At 39.6% G+C, this 19,581-nt stretch carries 18 protein-coding genes; 17 read left to right on the forward strand and 1 reads right to left on the reverse strand.

Annotated elements, in window-relative coordinates:
• The first annotated feature begins 2 nt into the window (after positions 1-2).
• From ahpF to CC90_RS0100990, 6 genes are all read left to right on the forward strand, one after another.
• Positions 3-1,532: an alkyl hydroperoxide reductase subunit F gene (gene ahpF / locus CC90_RS0100965; protein WP_031388974.1), complete on the forward strand. Its 1,530-nt coding sequence runs from the start codon at positions 3-5 to the stop codon at positions 1,530-1,532.
• 240 nt (positions 1,533-1,772) lie between these two features.
• On the forward strand, positions 1,773-2,555 hold the full coding sequence (locus CC90_RS0100970) for an ABC transporter ATP-binding protein (RefSeq protein WP_031388975.1): 783 nt from the start codon (positions 1,773-1,775) through the stop codon (positions 2,553-2,555).
• Positions 2,555-3,688, forward strand: a complete 1,134-nt coding sequence (locus CC90_RS0100975) for an ABC transporter permease (RefSeq protein ID WP_031388976.1) — start codon at positions 2,555-2,557, stop codon at positions 3,686-3,688. Before CC90_RS0100970 ends, CC90_RS0100975 begins: the two co-directional genes overlap by 1 nt.
• 21 nt (positions 3,689-3,709) lie before the next feature.
• Entirely contained in the window at positions 3,710-4,954 is a 1,245-nt protein-coding gene (locus CC90_RS0100980; protein ID WP_157837518.1) for an ABC transporter permease, read from the forward strand.
• A gap of 93 nt (positions 4,955-5,047) precedes the next feature.
• Positions 5,048-6,187: a sensor histidine kinase gene (locus tag CC90_RS0100985; RefSeq protein ID WP_031388978.1), complete on the forward strand. Its 1,140-nt coding sequence runs from the start codon at positions 5,048-5,050 to the stop codon at positions 6,185-6,187.
• Positions 6,188-6,205: 18 nt separating this feature from the next.
• Entirely contained in the window at positions 6,206-6,838 is a 633-nt protein-coding gene (locus CC90_RS0100990) for a response regulator (protein ID WP_031388979.1), read from the forward strand.
• A 250-nt stretch (positions 6,839-7,088) separates the two neighbouring features.
• On the opposite strand, the gene CC90_RS0100995 is transcribed toward CC90_RS0100990, so the two are convergent.
• Positions 7,089-7,805, reverse strand: a complete 717-nt coding sequence (locus tag CC90_RS0100995; protein WP_242843277.1) for an MBL fold metallo-hydrolase — start codon at positions 7,803-7,805, stop codon at positions 7,089-7,091.
• 216 nt (positions 7,806-8,021) lie between these two features.
• Between CC90_RS0100995 and CC90_RS0101000 the strand changes: the two genes are divergently transcribed.
• From CC90_RS0101000 to CC90_RS0101050, 11 genes are all read left to right on the forward strand, one after another.
• The gene (locus CC90_RS0101000) at positions 8,022-8,588 is read left to right on the forward strand and encodes a TetR/AcrR family transcriptional regulator (protein WP_031388981.1); all 567 of its coding nucleotides are present in this window, start codon (positions 8,022-8,024) and stop codon (positions 8,586-8,588) included.
• Positions 8,589-8,829: 241 nt separating this feature from the next.
• A complete protein-coding gene (locus tag CC90_RS0101005; RefSeq protein ID WP_031388982.1) occupies positions 8,830-9,384 on the forward strand; it encodes a Type 1 glutamine amidotransferase-like domain-containing protein in 555 nt (184 codons plus the stop codon).
• A gap of 75 nt (positions 9,385-9,459) precedes the next feature.
• The gene (locus tag CC90_RS0101015; RefSeq protein WP_031388983.1) at positions 9,460-10,077 is read left to right on the forward strand and encodes a helix-turn-helix domain-containing protein; all 618 of its coding nucleotides are present in this window, start codon (positions 9,460-9,462) and stop codon (positions 10,075-10,077) included.
• Positions 10,078-10,344: 267 nt separating this feature from the next.
• A complete protein-coding gene (gene rsgA, locus CC90_RS22020) occupies positions 10,345-11,058 on the forward strand; it encodes a GTPase RsgA (protein ID WP_051869221.1) in 714 nt (237 codons plus the stop codon).
• Positions 11,051-11,335: a ribosome small subunit-dependent GTPase A gene (locus CC90_RS22845; protein ID WP_051869222.1), complete on the forward strand. Its 285-nt coding sequence runs from the start codon at positions 11,051-11,053 to the stop codon at positions 11,333-11,335. The genes rsgA and CC90_RS22845 overlap by 8 nt, the downstream gene beginning before the upstream one ends.
• A 58-nt stretch (positions 11,336-11,393) precedes the next feature.
• The gene (locus CC90_RS0101025; protein ID WP_031388984.1) at positions 11,394-12,452 is read left to right on the forward strand and encodes a GNAT family N-acetyltransferase; all 1,059 of its coding nucleotides are present in this window, start codon (positions 11,394-11,396) and stop codon (positions 12,450-12,452) included.
• 225 nt (positions 12,453-12,677) lie between these two features.
• A complete protein-coding gene (locus tag CC90_RS0101030) occupies positions 12,678-13,280 on the forward strand; it encodes a putative ABC transporter permease (RefSeq protein WP_051869223.1) in 603 nt (200 codons plus the stop codon).
• A gap of 382 nt (positions 13,281-13,662) precedes the next feature.
• Positions 13,663-16,344 carry a valine--tRNA ligase gene (locus CC90_RS0101035; RefSeq protein ID WP_031388986.1) on the forward strand — a complete coding sequence of 894 codons (2,682 nt, stop codon included), beginning with the start codon at positions 13,663-13,665 and terminating at the stop codon, positions 16,342-16,344.
• An 82-nt stretch (positions 16,345-16,426) separates the two neighbouring features.
• Positions 16,427-17,773, forward strand: coding sequence for a bifunctional folylpolyglutamate synthase/dihydrofolate synthase (locus tag CC90_RS0101040; RefSeq protein ID WP_035315084.1), 1,347 nt, complete (start codon positions 16,427-16,429; stop codon positions 17,771-17,773).
• Entirely contained in the window at positions 17,766-17,966 is a 201-nt protein-coding gene (locus CC90_RS22025) for a hypothetical protein (protein WP_035315086.1), read from the forward strand. Before CC90_RS0101040 ends, CC90_RS22025 begins: the two co-directional genes overlap by 8 nt.
• Before the next feature lie 10 nt (positions 17,967-17,976).
• The gene (locus CC90_RS0101050; protein ID WP_031388988.1) at positions 17,977-19,389 is read left to right on the forward strand and encodes a tetratricopeptide repeat protein; all 1,413 of its coding nucleotides are present in this window, start codon (positions 17,977-17,979) and stop codon (positions 19,387-19,389) included.
• Positions 19,390-19,581: the final 192 nt, after the last annotated feature.

Here is a 19,581-nt window from a genome sequence, read left to right on the forward strand (position 1 = left end):
TTATGATACTAGATGCGGATATAAAAGAACAATTGGCAGAGTATCTTAAGCTTATGGAAAATGAGGTTCTGATTAAGGTAAGTCATGGAACGGACCAAGTTTCCAATGATATGGTGGATTTAGTAAATGAATTAGCTGCCATGTCATCCCAAATTAAGATAGAGCGTTCTGACTTGTCTAAAACGCCGAGCTTTAGTATCAATCGTGTTGGTGAAGAAACTGGAATAACCTTTGCGGGTATTCCTTTAGGTCATGAGTTCACATCTTTGGTGCTGGCACTTTTGCAGGTGAGTGGAAGAACCCCTAAAGTGGATGAGAAGATAATTGAACAGATTAAAGGAATTGTGGGCGAATATCATTTTGAGTCTTATATTAGTTTAAGCTGCCATAACTGCCCAGAGGTAGTGCAGGCTCTTAATGTAATGAGCGTGCTTAATCCGGGTATTACTCATACAATGATTGATGGTGGAGTGTTTAAAGATGAGGTAGAAAGCAAGAATATTATGGCGGTGCCTTCTGTTTATTTAAACGGAGAACCTTTTAGCACCGGGAGAATGGCGATAGAAGAAATACTTGCCAAACTGGGCAGCACTGCTGACATATCTGAATTCTATGACAGAGAACCATATGAAGTGTTGGTGATAGGCGGTGGTCCGGCGGGATCCAGTGCAGCCATCTATGCGGCAAGAAAAGGGATTCGAACCGGAATTGTTGCAGAGAGATTTGGAGGTCAGGTAAGAGATACCTTAGGTATAGAGAACTTTATAAGCATAAAGCATATTGAAGGCTCGAGGCTTTCTGATAATCTGGAAGCCCATGTAAAAGATTATAATGTAGATGTTATGATGCCGCAGCGTGCAAAAAGTTTAAAAAAGAAAGAATATGTAGAGGTTGAACTGGAAAACGGAGCAACTTTGAAAAGTAAAACAGTAATTCTTTCCACGGGTGCACGCTGGCGCAATGTCGGCGTACCGGGTGAAATTGAATATAAAAATAAGGGAGTTGCTTATTGCCCTCATTGTGACGGGCCTCTATTCAAAGGAAAGCGTGTTGTTGTCATTGGAGGCGGGAACTCCGGAATTGAAGCAGCCATTGATTTGGCAGGTATTGTAAATCATGTAACAGTTCTTGAGTTTATGCCGGAATTAAAAGCGGATGCGGTACTTCAAGAGCGCTTATATTCACTGCCTAATGTAACCGTCTATAAAAATGTTCAAACGAAAGAAATTATAGGAACCGATAAGGTAAATGGAATCACTTATATAGACAGGGGCACACAAGAAGAACATCACATTGAACTGCAGGGTGTGTTCGTTCAGATTGGATTGGTACCTAATACAGAGTGGCTGGGAGATAGTGTGGAGCGTAATCGTATTGGTGAAATCATAGTGGATAATCACAATGCTACTAGTATTCCGGGAGTATTTGCAGCGGGAGATTGTACCAACAGTCCATATAAACAGATAATTATATCTATGGGCTCCGGTGCTAATGCGGCGTTAGGTGCATTTGATTATTTGATTCGGAACTAGGGAATATTCTTTAATTAAAAAATAAAAGATAAATAAGAAGTAACTTTAAAGATTAGGACACCAAAAGTCCTAATCTTTTTATATTACAATAAATTCTTTCATCAAGGTGACAAAAGTCATCCCCAAAAAAGTGACTTCTTTCACTTTAGACCGTTTACTTGATTTGTTAATATACATAAGTAGAATAGGTGGACAGGAAACAAGGCGGAAAGAAGCAAAGAAAGAGAGGAAGCTTTATATATGGAGGAAACAGTATTAAAACTACAGGGATTAACAAAAAAATATGACAACAAACCGGTGGTAGACCATATTTCTATGGAAATAAAGAAAGGCGAAATTTTCGGACTTTTAGGACCTAACGGGGCCGGAAAAAGTACTACCATGAATATGATCTGTGCGCTGACCAAGCCTACGGCCGGTTCCGTCCGGATTTTTTCCAAAGAAATGAATACGGTCTTAAATACGCGGCAGATCAGAAGGCGTATCGGTTATATACCTCAGGATATTGCTATTCATGGAAATTTGAAGGCGTGGGAAAATGTAGAACTTTTCACATCGCTATACGGATTAAAAGGAAAAGAGTTAAAGGATGCGGTCGGTGAGGCTCTGGAATTCGTTGGCTTAAGCGAACACAGAAATGATTATGCCAAGAATTTCTCGGGTGGAATGAAAAGGAGGCTTAATATTGCTTGTGCACTTGGACATAATCCGGAGCTCTTGTTTTTTGACGAGCCTACGGTAGGAATTGACCCTCAGTCGAGAAATTTTATTTTAAAAAAGATAAAATACATTAACAGCCAAGGCGCAACCGTTATTTATACCAGCCACTACATGGAAGAAATTGAAGCAATCTGTACGAGGATCGCAATTATGGATAATGGAAAGATCATTGCGGTAGGCACGAAGGAAGAATTGGTTTCTCTTGTAACAGATGACTTATCGGCAAATATGTCTCTTGAGGAAGTGTTCCTTACGCTGACAGGGAAAAAACTAAGAGATTATGCGGAGGGGGATAAAGCGTGATGCCATGGGTTTTAATAAAAAATAATTTAAAATTGATGCTGAAGAATAAGTGGATTTTGTTTTTTATGACGGCACTGCCTCTTATGGTTATGGCATTACTGGCATCGGTTTTTGAAGATATGCTGGGAAAAGATACGGCCATTGAAAAAATAGCTGTCGGATATGCCATTCATATCGAAAATGAGGAAGAAGAGCAAAGCTTTCGGGAAGCTTTTGAAACTTTCGTAGAGGGCTGTGAAGAAAATGATATTTACCTGCAAGAATATGAAGCGACGGAATACAAAGACCTGTTGGAAAAGAAAGCAACGGATATATTTCTTCTTGTTACGGATAAAGAAATGATAATTTACGGTTCAGAAGATAAGAAGATAGAAACAATGGTACTAAACAGTGCGTTGGCTTCGTTTGACAAGATGATTCACAGCGTAAAGGTATTGAAAGAATATTTGACGGAGAATCCGGAAAAGGTACAAAATCTTAAGGAGACACAATTGCCGGATAAAGATTATATAAAGGCAGAAAGACTTGCTGTTAATCCGTTGCCTTCCGCTATGGACTATTACGGAATCATTGAAGTCGTTTATTTTGCATGGGCAGGTATGGTTTCTTTGTCGGTGGTCATTTCCAATGAAAGAAAAAATAAAATAGAAAACAGACTCCAGATCGCACCGGTATCAAAACTTTCTTTATATTTGGGGAAAGTAGTGCCCTGTGTGTTGGCAACAGCGGTAGAGCTTGGAATTACCATGGGATTATCCATAATGCTTTTTGGAGTGCATTGGGGGAAGATACCAGCTTCGCTCGGCATTCTTCTGCTTCTCTGCATAGCTTCCGGTACGGTAGGGGTGCTCTTGTTCTATCTCTTTAAAAGTGTGGTAGTAAGTATTGTGGCAGGCTATCTTGGCCTGATGACGATAGGATTTTTAGGAGGTACCTTTAATATGTATATGTATGCATATCCGGAACATGTGCAAAAGTTATCGGTACAATATTATGTTAATCGAACGCTTGTAGAGTACTCGACAATGGGAGACAGTGCATATGCTTCAGGCTGTATCACTTTTCTGACGGTAATCATTTTGATAAGTACGACGCTTGGCATGTTTGTTATGAATAAGAGAATGGAGGTTTAAGAAATGAGGGGATTTCATACGATGTTAAGAATAAATTTCAGGCTTTTATTCAGAAATGCAGGATACCTTTGCTTTCTTATCATACTTCCTATGACGGCGGTGGCGCTTTTGAATCTGAATGCGGCGACGACCACTGTATACGGAGACGATGCGCAGAAAATAGTTTATTTGAAAAATGAAGACGACAGGATAGAGGACATGACGAGCCTTAGACTGAATATAAAGGTATATGATCTTTCTGGTTCCAAATTGTCGTCGGACTTTCTTAATTCTTTACAAGGTATAGGATGCTATCAATTATATTGTTATAATTCTGAAGAAAGCAAAATGCCGGAAATAAAAGAAAAAGCAATAAAAGTGATGAACGAAAATACCATAGGGGCAGTTCTGGTAATTCCTTCGGATTTTGACCGCCTGATTTTAGATGGAGATTATGAGGACAGCGTATTTCTTTATTACGGCAATGAAGATGCGAGAGTGGATACATTGCAGAATTATATCAATCAATTTTTCCGCACCGCCAGTACTTTTTCGACAACAGCAGACGATGACAAAGAAGCTTTTGAAGAACTTTTGGCTCAGGCAAATAAAGAAGGGTTTCAGATAAGAACGGAAAGTGTAGGAAGCGGTACCAGCGTGGAATTAACCTCGGAACAATTAGGCTATATGTCCACGGTAAAATATAGTTGGGCGCTTGTCACTATGGCTTTTACGTTCAGTGGAGTTTTTGTCAGCAATATCGTTATTATGGAGCGGAATAACGGTGTATTCAAAAGAACAAAATTAAGCGGAATCGGTATGGCAAGCTATGGTCTGGTAAAATTTTTTTTAGCAATGGGAACAGTAATCATACAGATATTTGTAATGGGGGCAGGAATAAAACTTTTTGTCAAGACAGACTTTGGCATTAATATGGGACAGTATTTGCTGCTCACCTTTGGGTTGGCGCTTATTTTAAATACATTAAGTGTAGTAATCGGCATACTCGTTAATAATTTGCTGAATACCAGTTATATAGCATTTTTCTTGGCTACGTTTACTTTTACGCTTTCCGGGTTGTTTTTTACTGCTATGCCGGCGGATGGATGGCTTGCCAATGCGGCGCTCCTTACACCGCAGCGCTGGGGGATTAAAGCGGTGGAAACGCTGCTAACGGAAGGCAGTAATGCATTCGGCTCCTATGCTCTTGCCGTCATTGGTTTTCTTGCACTTATTTTATGCGGGGGATTTTTAGGGCTCAATCTAATTCAGAAAGAGGAACTATGATTTGACAGCCTGCAATTCTCATATATAATAAAATTAATTATATACAATAGTATAAAGTGGTGTTTTACAAATGACTAGAAATGATGGTGGGATATGGGAGACAGGATTCTGCTAAATTATTTTCCAATACTTAAATTTATATGTATGCTGGCGATTTCAGCGTATACTATTGTAAACGGACAGACCGATGACAGCCATCTAAGCAGTCAGGTCTGTCTAATTGCGCTTATTTTGCTCTCGGCTACAGCCTATGAATCCTTTATCAGATATAAGTGGCTGTGGCTTTTAGCGGAAGGGCTTCTGCTTTCGGTTACTTATCTCTATTTTAATCCTGAGTGTTTTTACCTTGCACCTTTTTTGGTATTGGATGCGGTGGTTTATTTAAACTTGAAATGGCCTCTTTTACTGTTTCCGATGATAGGATGCTTTTTCTCATATCATAATAGGCCTTTTTATTTTTTCTGCAGCCTGTTCGGTGCGGTCATTTATTTGCAGCATTATATTTTCCTTAAACAATATAGAGAGCGCATGGAATATTATGAGAAGGAAGAATATGAGCTGAAGGATACGATAGACAATCATGAAATAAAGCTGAAGGAAGAGCTTAGGGCAAACGGGCTTTATTATGAGAAGCTGATGCTGGAAGATAAAACACGGCTTGCACAAGTGCTGCATGATGAACTGGGACATAGCATTAACGGAAGCATTTATCAGCTGGAGGCATGCAAGGTGCTGCTTGATAAGGAAAAAGAAAAGTGTAATTCCATTATACAGAACGTGATAGATAGTCTTAGGATCAGCATGGAGGAAATCAGAATGATCCTAAGAAAGGAAAAGCCCAATAAAAAGCAGATGGCGATGGTGCAGCTTCACGCATTGAGCGAAGAATGCAAGGAAAGATACGGAATCGATATGGAGCTTTCCATACAGGGGGATGCGGGAAAGATATCGGATAAGCTATGGGAGATTATATTGGATAATACCTTTGAAGCGGTTACGAATGCCTTAAAGTATGCAAAATGCAGCCATATTAAGATTGAAATATGCGTGATGAATAAATTGGTAAGATGCAGTATATGCGATGACGGAAAAGGTTGCGACAAATTTGAAACGGGTATGGGAATGGAAGGTATGAAAAGGCGGACCAGAAGTGTCAACGGTACCATTGACTTTGAGATGACAAATGGGTTTACAGTAAAAATGCTGTTGCCTGCCGAAGAGCAGCAGGCATAAAATGACGTGAGGTATGGTATGGAGAAGATACGGGTAATCATTGCGGACGATTCTGATTTTGTCCGTGACGGCATGAATATTATTTTAGGCGTAGATGAGGAGTTTGAGGTGGCAGGATGTGCCGCCAACGGCAAAGAAGCGGTGGCCTTGGCAAGAAAAAGCAGGGCGGACGTCATTTTAATGGATATTCAGATGCCTGAAATGGATGGAATAGAGGCAACGGGTATCATTGTTAAGGAGAATCTGGGAAAGGTATTGATTTTGACGACCTTTGATGACGATGATCTGGTAGTCCGTGCCATTCAAAACGGTGCCAAGGGATATTTGATCAAAAACCATACGCCGGATAAATTAAAGCAGATGATAAAGTCGATAAACGCAGGCGTTAATGTGTTGGAAGAGACTGTGTTTGAGAAAATAGCGGAGAATAAAGAAATCCGTGGAGGACAAGGCTTTGAGGAGAAATTGTTTACGGAAAGAGAGCTGGAAGTAATAAAAGCCATAGCCGAAGGGCTGTCCAATAAGGAAATTGCGTCAAAGCTTTTTATCAGCGAAGGGACCGTCAAAAATTACATAACCACTATTCTGGAAAAAGGGAACCTGAAGCATAGGACACAGGTTGCCATATATTATCTGACAGGAAAAAAGTAATATTTGAAACTTAAAAATAGAGATATATACTTGGTTTCATATATTATTTGATTTATGATAATAAGTACGTATTAAAAACTTCAATTTACTTACGAAAGGGGTAAATTAATTATGAAAAAAGCAGATATGGTAATGAATCAATAATGTTCTATAGTTGCTTTATTCGATTATTGTATAAAAATACTACCATTCCACTTGTCCATATACTTTCGTAAAGGTGGTGGGTCGCGGAATACATAAGAGATTAGTATTATTGGTCAATAACTAAGTCTGAAGATTTATAGTGGCCATAATGTGATGTTAATGTAAATTCAGTACCCTTAATAAGTTTACTGATTTTTTGAATTGATTCTCGACTAAGCGCTTCGTCCATAGTAAAAGGATGAATATCCAATTTGTTGTTACTTATCTTACAGCTGTCTCCCAAAAATATATAATCATTATCTAATATATATATCATCGAGCCGGTTGTATGTCCCGGAGCTTTAACGCATCTTATTGTATGTTCACCGATTTTTATTTTTTGTTCATCCTTAAGCAAAATCAAGTCATCCAATCCTATGCCATCCGGCAATGAATTATTTTTGTTTCTTTCACGTTTTGTCTCGCCATTTACCATTTGTAATTCATCTTCTCCCATATATATGTTTGCGTCAGTAAACAAGCCCAAAGACGCTACATGGTCATGGTCAGAGTGAGTTAAAAATATATGTCTCACATCTGAAATATTTTCCTGCTGAATTATTTTCTCTACCGCCTTTATATCAGAACCGGCATCTATTAAGATATATCCGTCACTTGAATTGATAAAATACATGTTGCCGATTTTATTTTTGACAGCCAATATTTCTGAATCTTGAATCTTCCCTGTTTTTGAAGGTTTCATAAATAATACCGGATATTCATTAAACGGAATTATTGTTGCAGCCAGTAGGGCTAACGCAATAACAATTATCAAAATTATCATATTTTTCAATATTCTTCCTCCATACGATATTTTTTATTAGTATAGAACACTTTCAAAACTTAAAGTGTCACACTTGCGGCACTTATTTGTAAGCAGTATAATAGATGTTAACAGGAGCGTCAATACCTTAGGCGCAAGTGCTACACTAATCAAAAAGTGTGACACTACAATCTTATTAAGCTATTTCTTATTAAGCTATTTGTAGGAGGACTTTATATGAAAGAAACAAAAAATCCTATTGCGTTACAGTCAAAGAATTGGATTATAACATCACTGCTTGAACTTATGAAGAAATATAAGTACTCTGAAATAACTATAAAGGACATTACGAAGAAAGCTGATTTAGACCGACGTACATTTTATCGTCATTTTCAGTCTAAAGATGATGTGATTTGCGCATGTATTAAAACGATATGTGATGAATATATTGGCACACTACAAAGTGAAAAAAGTCCATCTGCATATACTACTGCAAAAATATATTTTACAATATGTCTGAAACATTTAGATTTTCTTATACTCATGAACAAGCATGGATTATCTGGATTTTTGTTTACAAAGTATAACGAATATATGCCTAGATTACAGGATAATGATGTCTCACCTGAGTTAAAATTAAATTACGGTGATCATATAACATATCTATATGCTTTTAATAATGGCGGGTTTTGGGCCCTAACATTAAAGTGGTTAGAAAATGGGGCAATTCAAAGTCCGGATGAAATGGCGGAAGTTATTTGTAAAATACTCCACGGCATGTTGAATTGTAACTTGACTGCGTAACGTTAGCTCAATTGTAAAAATTCTGGCATACTGTTTTTTTTAGGGCTTTTCCATTAAACTGCTTGTTGGGGAGTGCCTTCCCCCAACACTACGACTTCGGACTAACTTGGAATTGGATGGAAGAATTTATGCACTTGCAGGTTGCTAAAATGCACTTATAAGTTGGTAGATGTTAATTGATGGACTTATTATAATAATGTTTGACAATTACAGTATTATAATATTCCTATGGAGGTATATAATGAAAAAAATTATTTTAACATCAGCCGGCTTTGAAAACAAAAAAATCGAGCAAAAATTTCTTGATATGGTTAATAAGCCATCCAATAAAATAAGGGCAATATGGATACCGACCGCAGCTACTTATGATGCTGCAAAAGCTGTACTGCCAAAGTGCATGGACGATTTACTGAATGCGGGTATATCAGCTGAAAACATAAAGACCTATAATCTTGACTACGTAATGGAATATGAAGAATTGGCTGCTTTTGATACCGTTTATGTCTGTGGCGGCAATAGTAGATATCTTCTTGACAAAATGTATGAAGCAAATTTTGTAAGCCTGCTGGAGCGGTTCATCGATCAGGGGGGAATATATATTGGTGTAAGTGCCGGAAGTTGCATATGCGTGAACGGATTCGAAGATAACCTTGGATTTTTACCATGCACATTAAGTGTGCACTGCATAGAAGGCAATATATCCGGGGACATAGACATTAACCATACTTCACACATAAATCTAACAAATAGTCAAGCAATTATCATTGAAGAGGAAGAGCGCTATATTCTTGAATGATGGTATTTAATTTAAAAGCAAAATCGCTTTCAACTATTGATTTTGAGTCTGTCAAAGCGCAAATGGGGTATAAAAATGAAACTATCTGAAAAAATACAAATGTTAAGAAAGAAAAATGGGCATTCACAAGAATATATGGCAGAAATTTGTAATGTCAGCAGACAATGTATATCGAAATGGGAGGCGGATATAGCATTACCAAATGTTGATAAGCTTTTGATACTGAGTAAATTTTTTCGGGTTTCTATCGACGTTTTACTGAAAGATGATTTGACCATTGACGGCGCACAAGAGATTCACACATGTGGAAACAATGCTCTTCTTAATGAAAAAACAGGCTTATATGAAGGCGTCCTTATTAAGGAAAGTATAGAAAATGATTTGGTACTTGATTACCTTACGATCAACAAAGTAGAAATATGGAAGACTCAAGGAAATCCAAAATACTGGACGGCTATATATTTTACTTCGACAAACAGAGATTTTCCGAATTTGATATCAAAAGTAATGATTTCAGATGAGACAAAAGGCGGAAATTGGTTTGTTGATTTTAAGACGGGAAATATTAAATTTATTGTCTTCCGTAATAAGATTTTAAAATACACTATCGGGAATAGTATAGAAAAACAAGATGTTTGCGAAGAATGCAAGAAGATGGGTATTCCCTATGAGCAAATGCAATGGGCAGAATAAAAGGTGAAAATAGAGATATATACTTGATTTCATATATTATTTAATTTATAATAATTAAGTTAGTATTAAAAACTTCAATTTACTTTCGAAAGGGGTTGATTAAATTATGAAAAAAATAGATATGGTGATGAATCAATAATTTAATATTGAAGTATGCAGAAAGCTTTTGCTTTTTGCGTATAAGGAACCCTTTTGTAAACACTGTATAAACAGACTTGCCAATGGGCAAGTTTTTTTGTACCCAAAATTGGAGGAAAATCATTGAAAATGAAAGAAAATGGAACACAAATGCATGCTATTGTTTGTGAAGTTCAACGGGAATTATTCACGTTAATATGTGAACAGGGAGAGATTCACGCAAAATTACTGGGAACATTCTATAAAGAAAATAGCATGTTCCCAGTTATAGGGGATATGGTATTAATTTACTTTAATCAAAACGGAGATTCTATTATTGAAAAAGTCTATGAAAGAAAAAGCAAGTTTTCAAGAACAGATTTTTCAGGGCATGCGGCAAGTTATGTAAAAACAATAAAAGAGAAGGTGCTTGCGGCAAATTTTGACTATGTTTTTATAGTAGATTCACTCAATAAGAATTTTAATTTAAATCGTATTACAAGATTTGTAAGTGTAACATTGAAAAGTGGAGCAAAACCGGTAGTAATTTTAACAAAAGCGGATTTATGCAATAATGTGGATTATTATACAAAAAAGGTAAAAAGCATATCAGAAAAACTTGATATTTGCGTAATTAGCGCAATATCAGGAATCGGTATGAATCAGCTTGATTTTTATTTAAAGGGTGGCAATACAATTGTATTTCTTGGTTCATCAGGAGTCGGGAAGTCTACTCTTTTGAATGCAATTGCAGGTGAAGAACTGATGAAAGTCAGCAAGATACGTGAAAACGATTCAAAGGGACGCCATACCACCACCCACAGGCAATTGATAATGCTTCCATCAGGAGTCGCGATTGATTGACACACCGGGAATTAGAGAATTAGGCTTGTGGGATGCAAGAGAAGGAATTGATGATACATTTTCAGATATAACGGAACTTTTTGACAATTGTAAATATAGTAATTGCACACATACAACGGAACCTGGCTGTGCAGTAAAAAAAGCAATTGAAAATATGACAATTTCCAGTGAACGCTGGAAATTGTATTGTCAATTAAGAAATGAAAATGAATGGGGTAAAAACAAAGCTGTTAATATATGCAAACAAAAATTAAGAAATAAAATCAGCAGAACATAAAACAAGATAGTATTAATAATTTATGAGCCATAAAGCAATTATATTTTAGGAGGAATTTATGTTCAAATTAAATAATAATGATTTTAGTAAAATATTACCTTTAGTCAAATCTAAAAATGAAGTATCCGTACTTTCTGTTATAAAGGGTGCCATGCCAGGTGAAATATATGTAAATAGCATAGATGATCCGACAGTTGCATTGATAAAGACTTGTGAATGTAACTTAATTGCGGGTAATTCTAGTGATGTCAATTTTAATTCTGAAGTGTCTGTGGTAATAGATTTTTGGGACCAGTTGACACCTGATTCGAGTGAGTGGATAGATTTAATACCAACGATTCATAAAAATCCTTTCATTAGAAGATATAAAAGGAGGCACTATATATTATCTATTGATGATTTTAAGGAATGTGATCAACCTTTGGAAGATGGCTTTATAATTAAGAAAATTGACGTTGATTTCTTAAGGAAAACTTCTTACGAAAACTCAGAGAAACTGCTTGAATGGATTGCCGATTGGGGAGATGATGCAAGATTTGAAAAATATGGGGCAGGGTATTTTATACATAATGGAAATGTTATTGTAAGCTGGTCATTAAGTGATTGCAGCTTTGACAAAGAGATAACAATCGGAATTCATACAGATGAAAGATATAGAAAAAATGGATTCGGAAAAGCAGTTGTTTCTGCAGTCGTTAAGGATTGTTTTAATAAAGGTTACGAAAAAATAAATTGGCTTTGTGCAGATACTAATAAAGGGTCCATCGCTTTAGCTGAAAAATTAGGATTTAAATATAACAATAATTATTATGCTTTTTCGACATATCCTCCAATTGAGAATATACAAGATTTATCTGAAGCTGAATGGTTTGAATGGGGCGAATATTTGGAGAATGCCTCTAAAACAGAGGGCTGTTTGATATGGGATTCTCTGTATTGTTATATAAAATCGAATAACATTGAAAAAACTATTAGTATTATGACTACTATGGAACATAGTAAAATTAATGCGGATTATTCAAGGTTTAAAGATTATATTACTTATCTGCAAGGCTATGGTTTGTGTTCTAATTTCAGAAGCCAAGCTTGGCTGGATTTTCTAAAAAGAAATACTTAAGCCAAATATAGTATGTCTGATCGGTAAACTCGGGTATGTAATGGAGTACATAAAAGATGAATATACCGGAAAGTCCCTTTTTATCAACATTTTTTCGAAAGAATAGAATTCGAATTCCACCATAGCCGCTATGTATTTTTACCTTTTTCCCGGAGATACTATATAAAATGTCATTCTTGTTATTTGGGGTATCAATGAGCGGAACGCGAGGCGGTAGTTATATTTATGGATCGAAAAATTAGTTATGCAGAGTTAATCAGGCAGAAAAGAAATGAGACCTACGGATTCTTTTTTTACACACCGCTGTTTTTTCTTCTTTCCTTCGCAGGCTGGCTGTGGGAAGTATTGATTTATATGGGGATGGAGGGTGAGTTCGTCAACCGGGGCGTATTGTTCGGTCCATGGCTTCCAATCTACGGAACGGGAGGGATTATCCTTTCCTTTGTGCTGGGGAGGTATGAGTATAAGCCGGTGCGCGTATTTTTTATATCGATGCTTCTTTGCTCTGTATTGGAGTATCTGGCCAGTTGGATTCTGGAACGTACGTGGGGAATCCGCTGGTGGGATTACAGCAATGATTTTTTGAACATCAGCGGGCGAATCTGCTTATGGGGAAGCCTAATGTTCGGACTTTCAGGCTGGATGCTTATTTGCTATATCATTCCGTATATGCGGCTTTTATACCGGAAGATATGGAAAACGGAAAATGGCAGAAAGCTGCTGCAGCTCATATGCCTGGCGCTGATTCTTTTGTTTACGGCGGATGCGACGTTTGCGGCAGACTTTCCAAACATGGGCAAAAGTATTTCGTATGAAAGTCCGTCTTGACAAAACGGCTTTGGTTTACTATATTTAATATTAATAATAAGAAGCAGAATATAAAAAGGTAATGACAAAGAGGAGTACGCACAGCCCCTTAAAAGAGAGGACGGCCCACCGGCTGAAAGGTCGTCTGAAGAAAGGTATGCGGAAGGTAGCTTTGGAACCGGGAGGCCTAACCGTGCGCAGCGCCAAGTAAGTCTTCACGATTTATCCCCGTTACAGGATAGGACTCTGAGAATCATTTTCGGAATCCATGAGCGAAAAATAAAGGTGGTACCGCGTAATCTACGCCCTTTGTCGGTTGTTTGACCGGCGAAGGGCTTTTTATTATGTAATAGGGAATTCTGCCCTATGAGATGTTTCAATAATTGAGATGAGGAGAAGAGACATGAGCAAAGAATTGGCAAAGACCTATGATCCCAAGGGGATCGAAGACAAATTATATCAGAAGTGGCTGGATAAGAAATATTTCCACGCCGAAGTGGATAGGAGTAAGAAACCCTTTACCATCGTGATTCCGCCTCCGAACATTACGGGTCAGCTTCATATGGGGCATGCACTGGATAATACGATGCAGGATATTTTGATTCGTTTTAAGAGAATGCAGGGTTATAACGCACTTTGGCAGCCGGGAACAGATCATGCTTCCATTGCTACGGAGGTCAAGATTATCGAGAAGATGAAAGCGGAAGGCATCGATAAGAACGATCTGGGCCGCGAAGGCTTTTTAGAACGCGCGTGGGAGTGGAAGAAAGAATACGGCGGAAGAATTATCGGGCAGCTCAAGAAGCTGGGGTCCTCCTGCGACTGGGACAGAGAACGTTTTACTATGGATGAAGGCTGTAATAAAGCGGTTACCGAGGTGTTCTGCAAGCTGCATGAAAAGGGATGGATTTATAAAGGCAGCAGGATCATCAACTGGTGCCCGGTCTGTAATACGTCCATTTCGGATGCAGAGGTAGAATATGAAGAGCAGGATGGACATTTTTGGCATATTAAATATCCTATTATGGATGAATGCGGACAGCCCAGCGAGACAGAGTTTCTGGAGTTCGCAACAACTCGTCCTGAGACGATGTTGGGAGATACTGCGGTTGCAGTCAATCCGGAGGATGCAAGATATAAGCATTTAATAGGAAGAAAAGTTCTTCTCCCATTAATAAACAGAGAGATACCCATAGTAGGGGATTCCTATGTAGATGTGGAATTCGGTACTGGTGTTGTGAAAATAACGCCCGCTCATGACCCCAATGATTTCGAAGTAGGAAAAAGACACAGCCTGCCCGAAATCAATATTATGAATGACGATGCCACCATTAATGCAAACGGCGGAAAATTCGAAGGGCTGGACCGCTACGAGGCGAGAAAAGCAATTGTTGCCGAGCTGGACGAAATGGGACTGTTAGGAAAAGTGGAAGATTATTCCCATAACGTAGGGACACATGACAGATGCAAGACGACCATTGAACCCCTCATTAAAAAACAATGGTTCGTTAAAATGGATGAGCTTGTAAAGCCTGCAGTAGAAGCGGTAAAAACGGGAGAAATCAAGCTTGTTCCGGAGCGCATGGAGAAGACGTACTTTAACTGGACCGACAATATCCGTGACTGGTGCATCAGCCGCCAGCTATGGTGGGGCCACCGGATTCCCGCGTATTATTGTGATAAGTGCGGCGAGACGGTAGTTGCTAAGGCAGCTCCGGCTACTTGCCCGAAATGCGGCAGCCAGCATTTTACGCAGGACCCGGATACGTTAGATACGTGGTTTTCTTCCGCATTGTGGCCTTTTTCCACCTTGGGATGGCCGGAAAAGACGGAGGATCTGGATTATTTTTATCCGACGGATGTCCTTGTGACAGGATATGACATTATTTTTTTCTGGGTTATCCGCATGATATTCTCCGGCTATGAGCAGATGGGTGAAAAACCGTTTAATACGGTATTATTTCACGGACTTATCCGGGATTCGCAAGGGCGCAAGATGAGCAAGTCTCTCGGAAATGGAATAGACCCTCTCGAAATTATCGAGCAATATGGTGCAGACGCGCTCAGGCTGACTCTGGTTACAGGAAACGCGCCGGGCAACGATATGCGCTTTTACTATGAGAGAGTTGAGTCGAGCCGCAATTTTGCCAACAAGGTTTGGAACGCTTCCCGTTTCATTATGATGAATATGGAGGGAAAAAACGAAAGCCGGATTGCCGATGAAAGCGAAGCTTTATTTGAAAGTTTACAGCCGGTAGACAAGTGGATATTATCCAAGCTTAACCGCCTTATTAAGGAAGCGACCGACAACATGGAGAACTTCGAACTGGGAATAGCGGTGCAGAAGGTATACGACTTTATATGGGACGAATTCTGTGACTGGTATATCGAGATGGTTAAGCCCAGACTTTATAATTCCGACGATGAGGCCAGCCAGAATGCGGCGCTTTGGACCTTGAAGACAGTGCTTATTAACGCGCTCAAGCTGCTTCATCCTTATATGCCTTTTCTGACGGAAGAAATCTTCTGCTCTTTACAGACGAAGGAGGAGTCGATCATGATTTCTTCGTGGCCGGTATACAAGGAAGAATGGAGCTATACGAAGGAAGAGAAAGATATCGAGACGATAAAGGAAGCGGTACGCGGCATCCGGAATATAAGAACACAGATGAACGTAGCGCCCAGCCGGAAAGCGAAGGTATATGTGGTAAGCGAGAAGGAAGATATTCTCACCACATTTGAAGAAGGCAGATTATTCTTTTCCTCTCTGGCATATGCTTCTGAAACAATGCTCCAGAAGGATAAGCAGGGAATCGAGGATGATGCGGTTTCCGTAATGATACCGAATGCTGCTCTGTATATCCCCTTTGCGGAACTGGTAGATTTGGGACAGGAAATAGAGCGTCTGGAAAAAGAAGAAAAGCGCTTGCAGAGCGAGCTTAACCGCGTGAACGGCATGCTGAGCAATGAAAAATTTATTTCCAAGGCTCCGGCAGATAAAATTGCGGAGGAAAAGGAAAAGCTGGAAAAATATACGCAGATGCGGCAGCAGGTAGTATTGCGCCTGCAGCAGCTTCAGAAATAGGCAAAAAGGAGCAAAGAGTGAAGAACATTCATAATGAGTAAAGAACACTCATTGCGAGTAAACGACACTCAAGGTTATAAAGATGAGATCCTATCACGAAGCAGAGGAATATCTTTTAAATGTACCGAAGTTCACAATGTCAGCAGGGGGACCGTCATCCACATGGTTGACGCGAAAGAATACCCTTGAGGATACGGGCCGCTTTTTGGAGCTTCTGGGAAATCCCGGAAGCGGGAAAAAAGTAATTCATGTAGCAGGCACAAACGGAAAAGGTTCCGTTTGTGCTTACTTGTGTTCCATCCTTGGAGAAGCAGGATACCGCGTGGGAATGTTTTGCTCTCCGCACCTTGTGGAAATGAGGGAACGGTTTCGGATAAACGGAATCCCTGTGGAGGAGAATGTGTTTACGAAAGCCTTTGAAGCGGTGATGGATAAGATAGAGCGCATGAGAGAGGAGTTGGATAACCCCACATATCACCCGACGTTTTTCGAGTTTTTATTTCTTATGGGAATGCTTATATTTGAGGAAAAGGGCGTGGACTATATCGTGCTTGAGACCGGTCTGGGCGGCAGGCTGGATGCCACTAATACGATAAAAAGTCCGGTTCTTACGGTCATTACTGAAATAGGAATGGATCATACGGAATACCTGGGAGATACGGTAGGCAAAATAGCACAGGAGAAGGCGGGGATATTAAAACCATGCGCCCCGGTCGTATTTTGCGATAAAAGAAAGGAAGCTTCCGAGGTAATATTAAAAAGAGCGAAGATGCTCGGAATTCAAGCGTTTCCGGTAGCCGGCGGCGACTATATTAATGTTAATTTAACAAATAAAAGCATTGATTTTTCCTTTCATTCTCGTTATTATGATTATATTAGGCTCACAGTAACAACAAAAGCATTATATCAGGTGGAAAATGCCTCCATAGCGGCGAGGTGTATAGAGGTGCTCCAAGATCCCAAGGTTAGTCTGAAGCATTTGACGGAAGGAATTCGAAAGACCGTATGGGAAGGAAGAATGGAAGAAATAATGCCTGGTATTTTTTTGGAGGGCGCACATAACGAGGACGGAATCAGGGCCTTTGTTCAGTCGGTCTCAGCAGATTCATGCCAGGGAAAAAGGTACATGCTGTTTTCCACTGTTTCGGATAAGGACTATGAGTCGATGGTACGTATACTGGAAGAGAAACCATTGTTTGAGATGGCGGCGTTGACCAGACTGGACAGCGGGCGGGCGGCATCTACGGAGGTTTTACGCGCGGCGTTTGAGAGGTATGGCAGTGGAAGGTGTGAGGTGTTCGCCGGTTCAAGGGATGCGTTAGAATTTTTAATGGAGAGAAAAGAAGAGCGAGATTATATATATATTGTGGGCTCCCTTTATCTGGTCGGAGAGATAAAGGCGTTGCTAAGGAGGAGAACGGATGATTAATTTTGAGGAAGAATTGAAAAAGTTTCATCTAAGTCTGGAAGTGGAAGATGCAGAAGAGGCGATTTACAACCAGGATTTGACGGATATGGCAGACATCTTTGTGAAGATGATAAAAGATATAGAAGAGCATGAGACGACGGTACAGAGCAAGCCGAAGAATCACAATGCGATGTCTCGCATGGAAGAAGAATAGGGGGGGCGGCATGATCTGTTATAATTGTGGCTGCCGTTTATCTGAACATGATTTTTGCACCGGATGCGGGGCAGATGTGTCCATATATAAGAAAATTATGTATATATCCAATCGATTTTACAACGACGGGTTGGAGAAAGCAGGTGTGAGAGATCTTACCGGAGCGCTTACCAGCCTGCGCCAGAGCCTTAAGTTCAATAAGAACAACATTGAGGCGAGAAACCTGCTTGGTCTGGTTTATTTCGAAATGGGAGAAGTGGTGGCAGCGCTCAGCGAATGGGTAATCAGTAAAAATCTGCGTCCCAAGAAAAACATTGCGGACGATTATATCGACATGATACAGAGTAATCAGGCGAGGCTGGATTCCATCAATCAGACGATTAAAAAATATAATCAGGCACTTTTGTATTGCAATCAGGGAAGCTCGGATCTCGCAGTAATCCAATTAAAAAAGGTGCTTTCCTTAAATCCGAAACTCATAAGGGCCCATCAGCTCCTTGCGCTTTTATATATTAACGGTGAAGAGTGGGAAAAGGCGAGAAAAGAACTGAATAAATGTATTCAGATCGATACGAACAATACAACTACCATGCGCTATTTAAAGGAAGTAGAGAACATGCTCATTCCTGAAGAGGGCGTGAAGGCAGCTTCGAAAAAAAAGAGTCAGTCGAAGGATGCAGTAACATATCAAAGCGGCAATGAAACCATTATCCAGCCCTTAAACATGAAAGAGTCCAAAGGAGTTTCCACTTTCGTAAATATGGGGATAGGGATTGTGATAGGTATTGCGATAGCCTGCTTCCTTATTCTGCCGGCAAGGATTCAGGCAGCGAAGTCTACGATTAATGACGAACTGCGGGTGGTCAGCGAGCAGTTGGATGCGAAGACGGCGACCATCGACGAGATGGAGCAGCAGGTGAATAACTTGACGGAAGAAACGGCCAAGCTTCAGGAGGACCTGGATGGCTATGTGGGAACAGACGGCGCTTTGCAGGCAACGGATAAGCTCTTGCTCGCTTCCGGCGCTTACCTGAAGAATGCGGCGGACATAGTGACCGTTTCCGAATATCTGGATCAAATAGACTTAGAAAGTCTGGGAACCTCGGCTTCCGAATCCTTTACTGCTTTGTACGATACGTTGACCGGATTGATAGGACCGGAATTGGCGAAGACATATTTCGACGAAGGCTACAACGATTATCGCCAGGAGAAATACGCCAGTGCCATCCCTAAACTGGCAAAGGCTTACCAGTATGACCAGACAAACGGAGACGCGCTTTACTATCTTGCCAACTGTTACAGACGAAACGGCAATGTCGATAAAGCGAAAGAAGCCTATGCGAAGGTAATCGAGCTTTTCCCGGGTACGAAGAAGGCCAGTGAGTCAGGGACATATCTGGCGGAGATAAATAACGGGAATTAAAATATAGAATAAATAGAAACTTACCAAAGAGAACATAAGCGATTATGTTCTCTTTTTCTGCAATAGGGAAGTGTTCCTGTTATGAAAAAGTTCTTTGAGAAAACGAATAAATTCGACAAAAATGGACATGCTGTATTTTATGTATATACATAAAGGAAATATGTCATTTACAAAGAAAAGGAAGGAGAAGTG

The organism is Kineothrix alysoides (assembly GCF_000732725.1).
Classification (GTDB): Bacteria; Bacillota; Clostridia; order Lachnospirales; family Lachnospiraceae; genus Kineothrix; species Kineothrix alysoides.

Excerpts from the sequence above, each read along its gene's own strand:
- ahpF (WP_031388974.1), top strand. The coding sequence starts at position 3 with ATGATACTAGATGCGGATATAAAAGAACAATTGGCAGAGTATCTTAAG.
- CC90_RS0100970 (WP_031388975.1), top strand. The coding sequence starts at position 1,773 with ATGGAGGAAACAGTATTAAAACTACAGGGATTAACAAAAAAATATGAC.
- CC90_RS0100975 (WP_031388976.1), top strand. The coding sequence starts at position 2,555 with ATGCCATGGGTTTTAATAAAAAATAATTTAAAATTGATGCTGAAGAAT.
- CC90_RS0100980 (WP_157837518.1), top strand. The coding sequence starts at position 3,710 with ATGTTAAGAATAAATTTCAGGCTTTTATTCAGAAATGCAGGATACCTT.
- CC90_RS0100985 (WP_031388978.1), top strand. The coding sequence starts at position 5,048 with ATGGGAGACAGGATTCTGCTAAATTATTTTCCAATACTTAAATTTATA.
- CC90_RS0100990 (WP_031388979.1), top strand. The coding sequence starts at position 6,206 with ATGGAGAAGATACGGGTAATCATTGCGGACGATTCTGATTTTGTCCGT.
- CC90_RS0100995 (WP_242843277.1), bottom strand. The coding sequence starts at position 7,805 with ATGATAATTTTGATAATTGTTATTGCGTTAGCCCTACTGGCTGCAACA.
- CC90_RS0101000 (WP_031388981.1), top strand. The coding sequence starts at position 8,022 with ATGAAAGAAACAAAAAATCCTATTGCGTTACAGTCAAAGAATTGGATT.
- CC90_RS0101005 (WP_031388982.1), top strand. The coding sequence starts at position 8,830 with ATGAAAAAAATTATTTTAACATCAGCCGGCTTTGAAAACAAAAAAATC.
- CC90_RS0101015 (WP_031388983.1), top strand. The coding sequence starts at position 9,460 with ATGAAACTATCTGAAAAAATACAAATGTTAAGAAAGAAAAATGGGCAT.
- rsgA (WP_051869221.1), top strand. The coding sequence starts at position 10,345 with ATGAAAGAAAATGGAACACAAATGCATGCTATTGTTTGTGAAGTTCAA.
- CC90_RS0101025 (WP_031388984.1), top strand. The coding sequence starts at position 11,394 with ATGTTCAAATTAAATAATAATGATTTTAGTAAAATATTACCTTTAGTC.
- CC90_RS0101030 (WP_051869223.1), top strand. The coding sequence starts at position 12,678 with ATGGATCGAAAAATTAGTTATGCAGAGTTAATCAGGCAGAAAAGAAAT.
- CC90_RS0101035 (WP_031388986.1), top strand. The coding sequence starts at position 13,663 with ATGAGCAAAGAATTGGCAAAGACCTATGATCCCAAGGGGATCGAAGAC.
- CC90_RS0101040 (WP_035315084.1), top strand. The coding sequence starts at position 16,427 with ATGAGATCCTATCACGAAGCAGAGGAATATCTTTTAAATGTACCGAAG.
- CC90_RS22025 (WP_035315086.1), top strand. The coding sequence starts at position 17,766 with ATGATTAATTTTGAGGAAGAATTGAAAAAGTTTCATCTAAGTCTGGAA.
- CC90_RS0101050 (WP_031388988.1), top strand. The coding sequence starts at position 17,977 with ATGATCTGTTATAATTGTGGCTGCCGTTTATCTGAACATGATTTTTGC.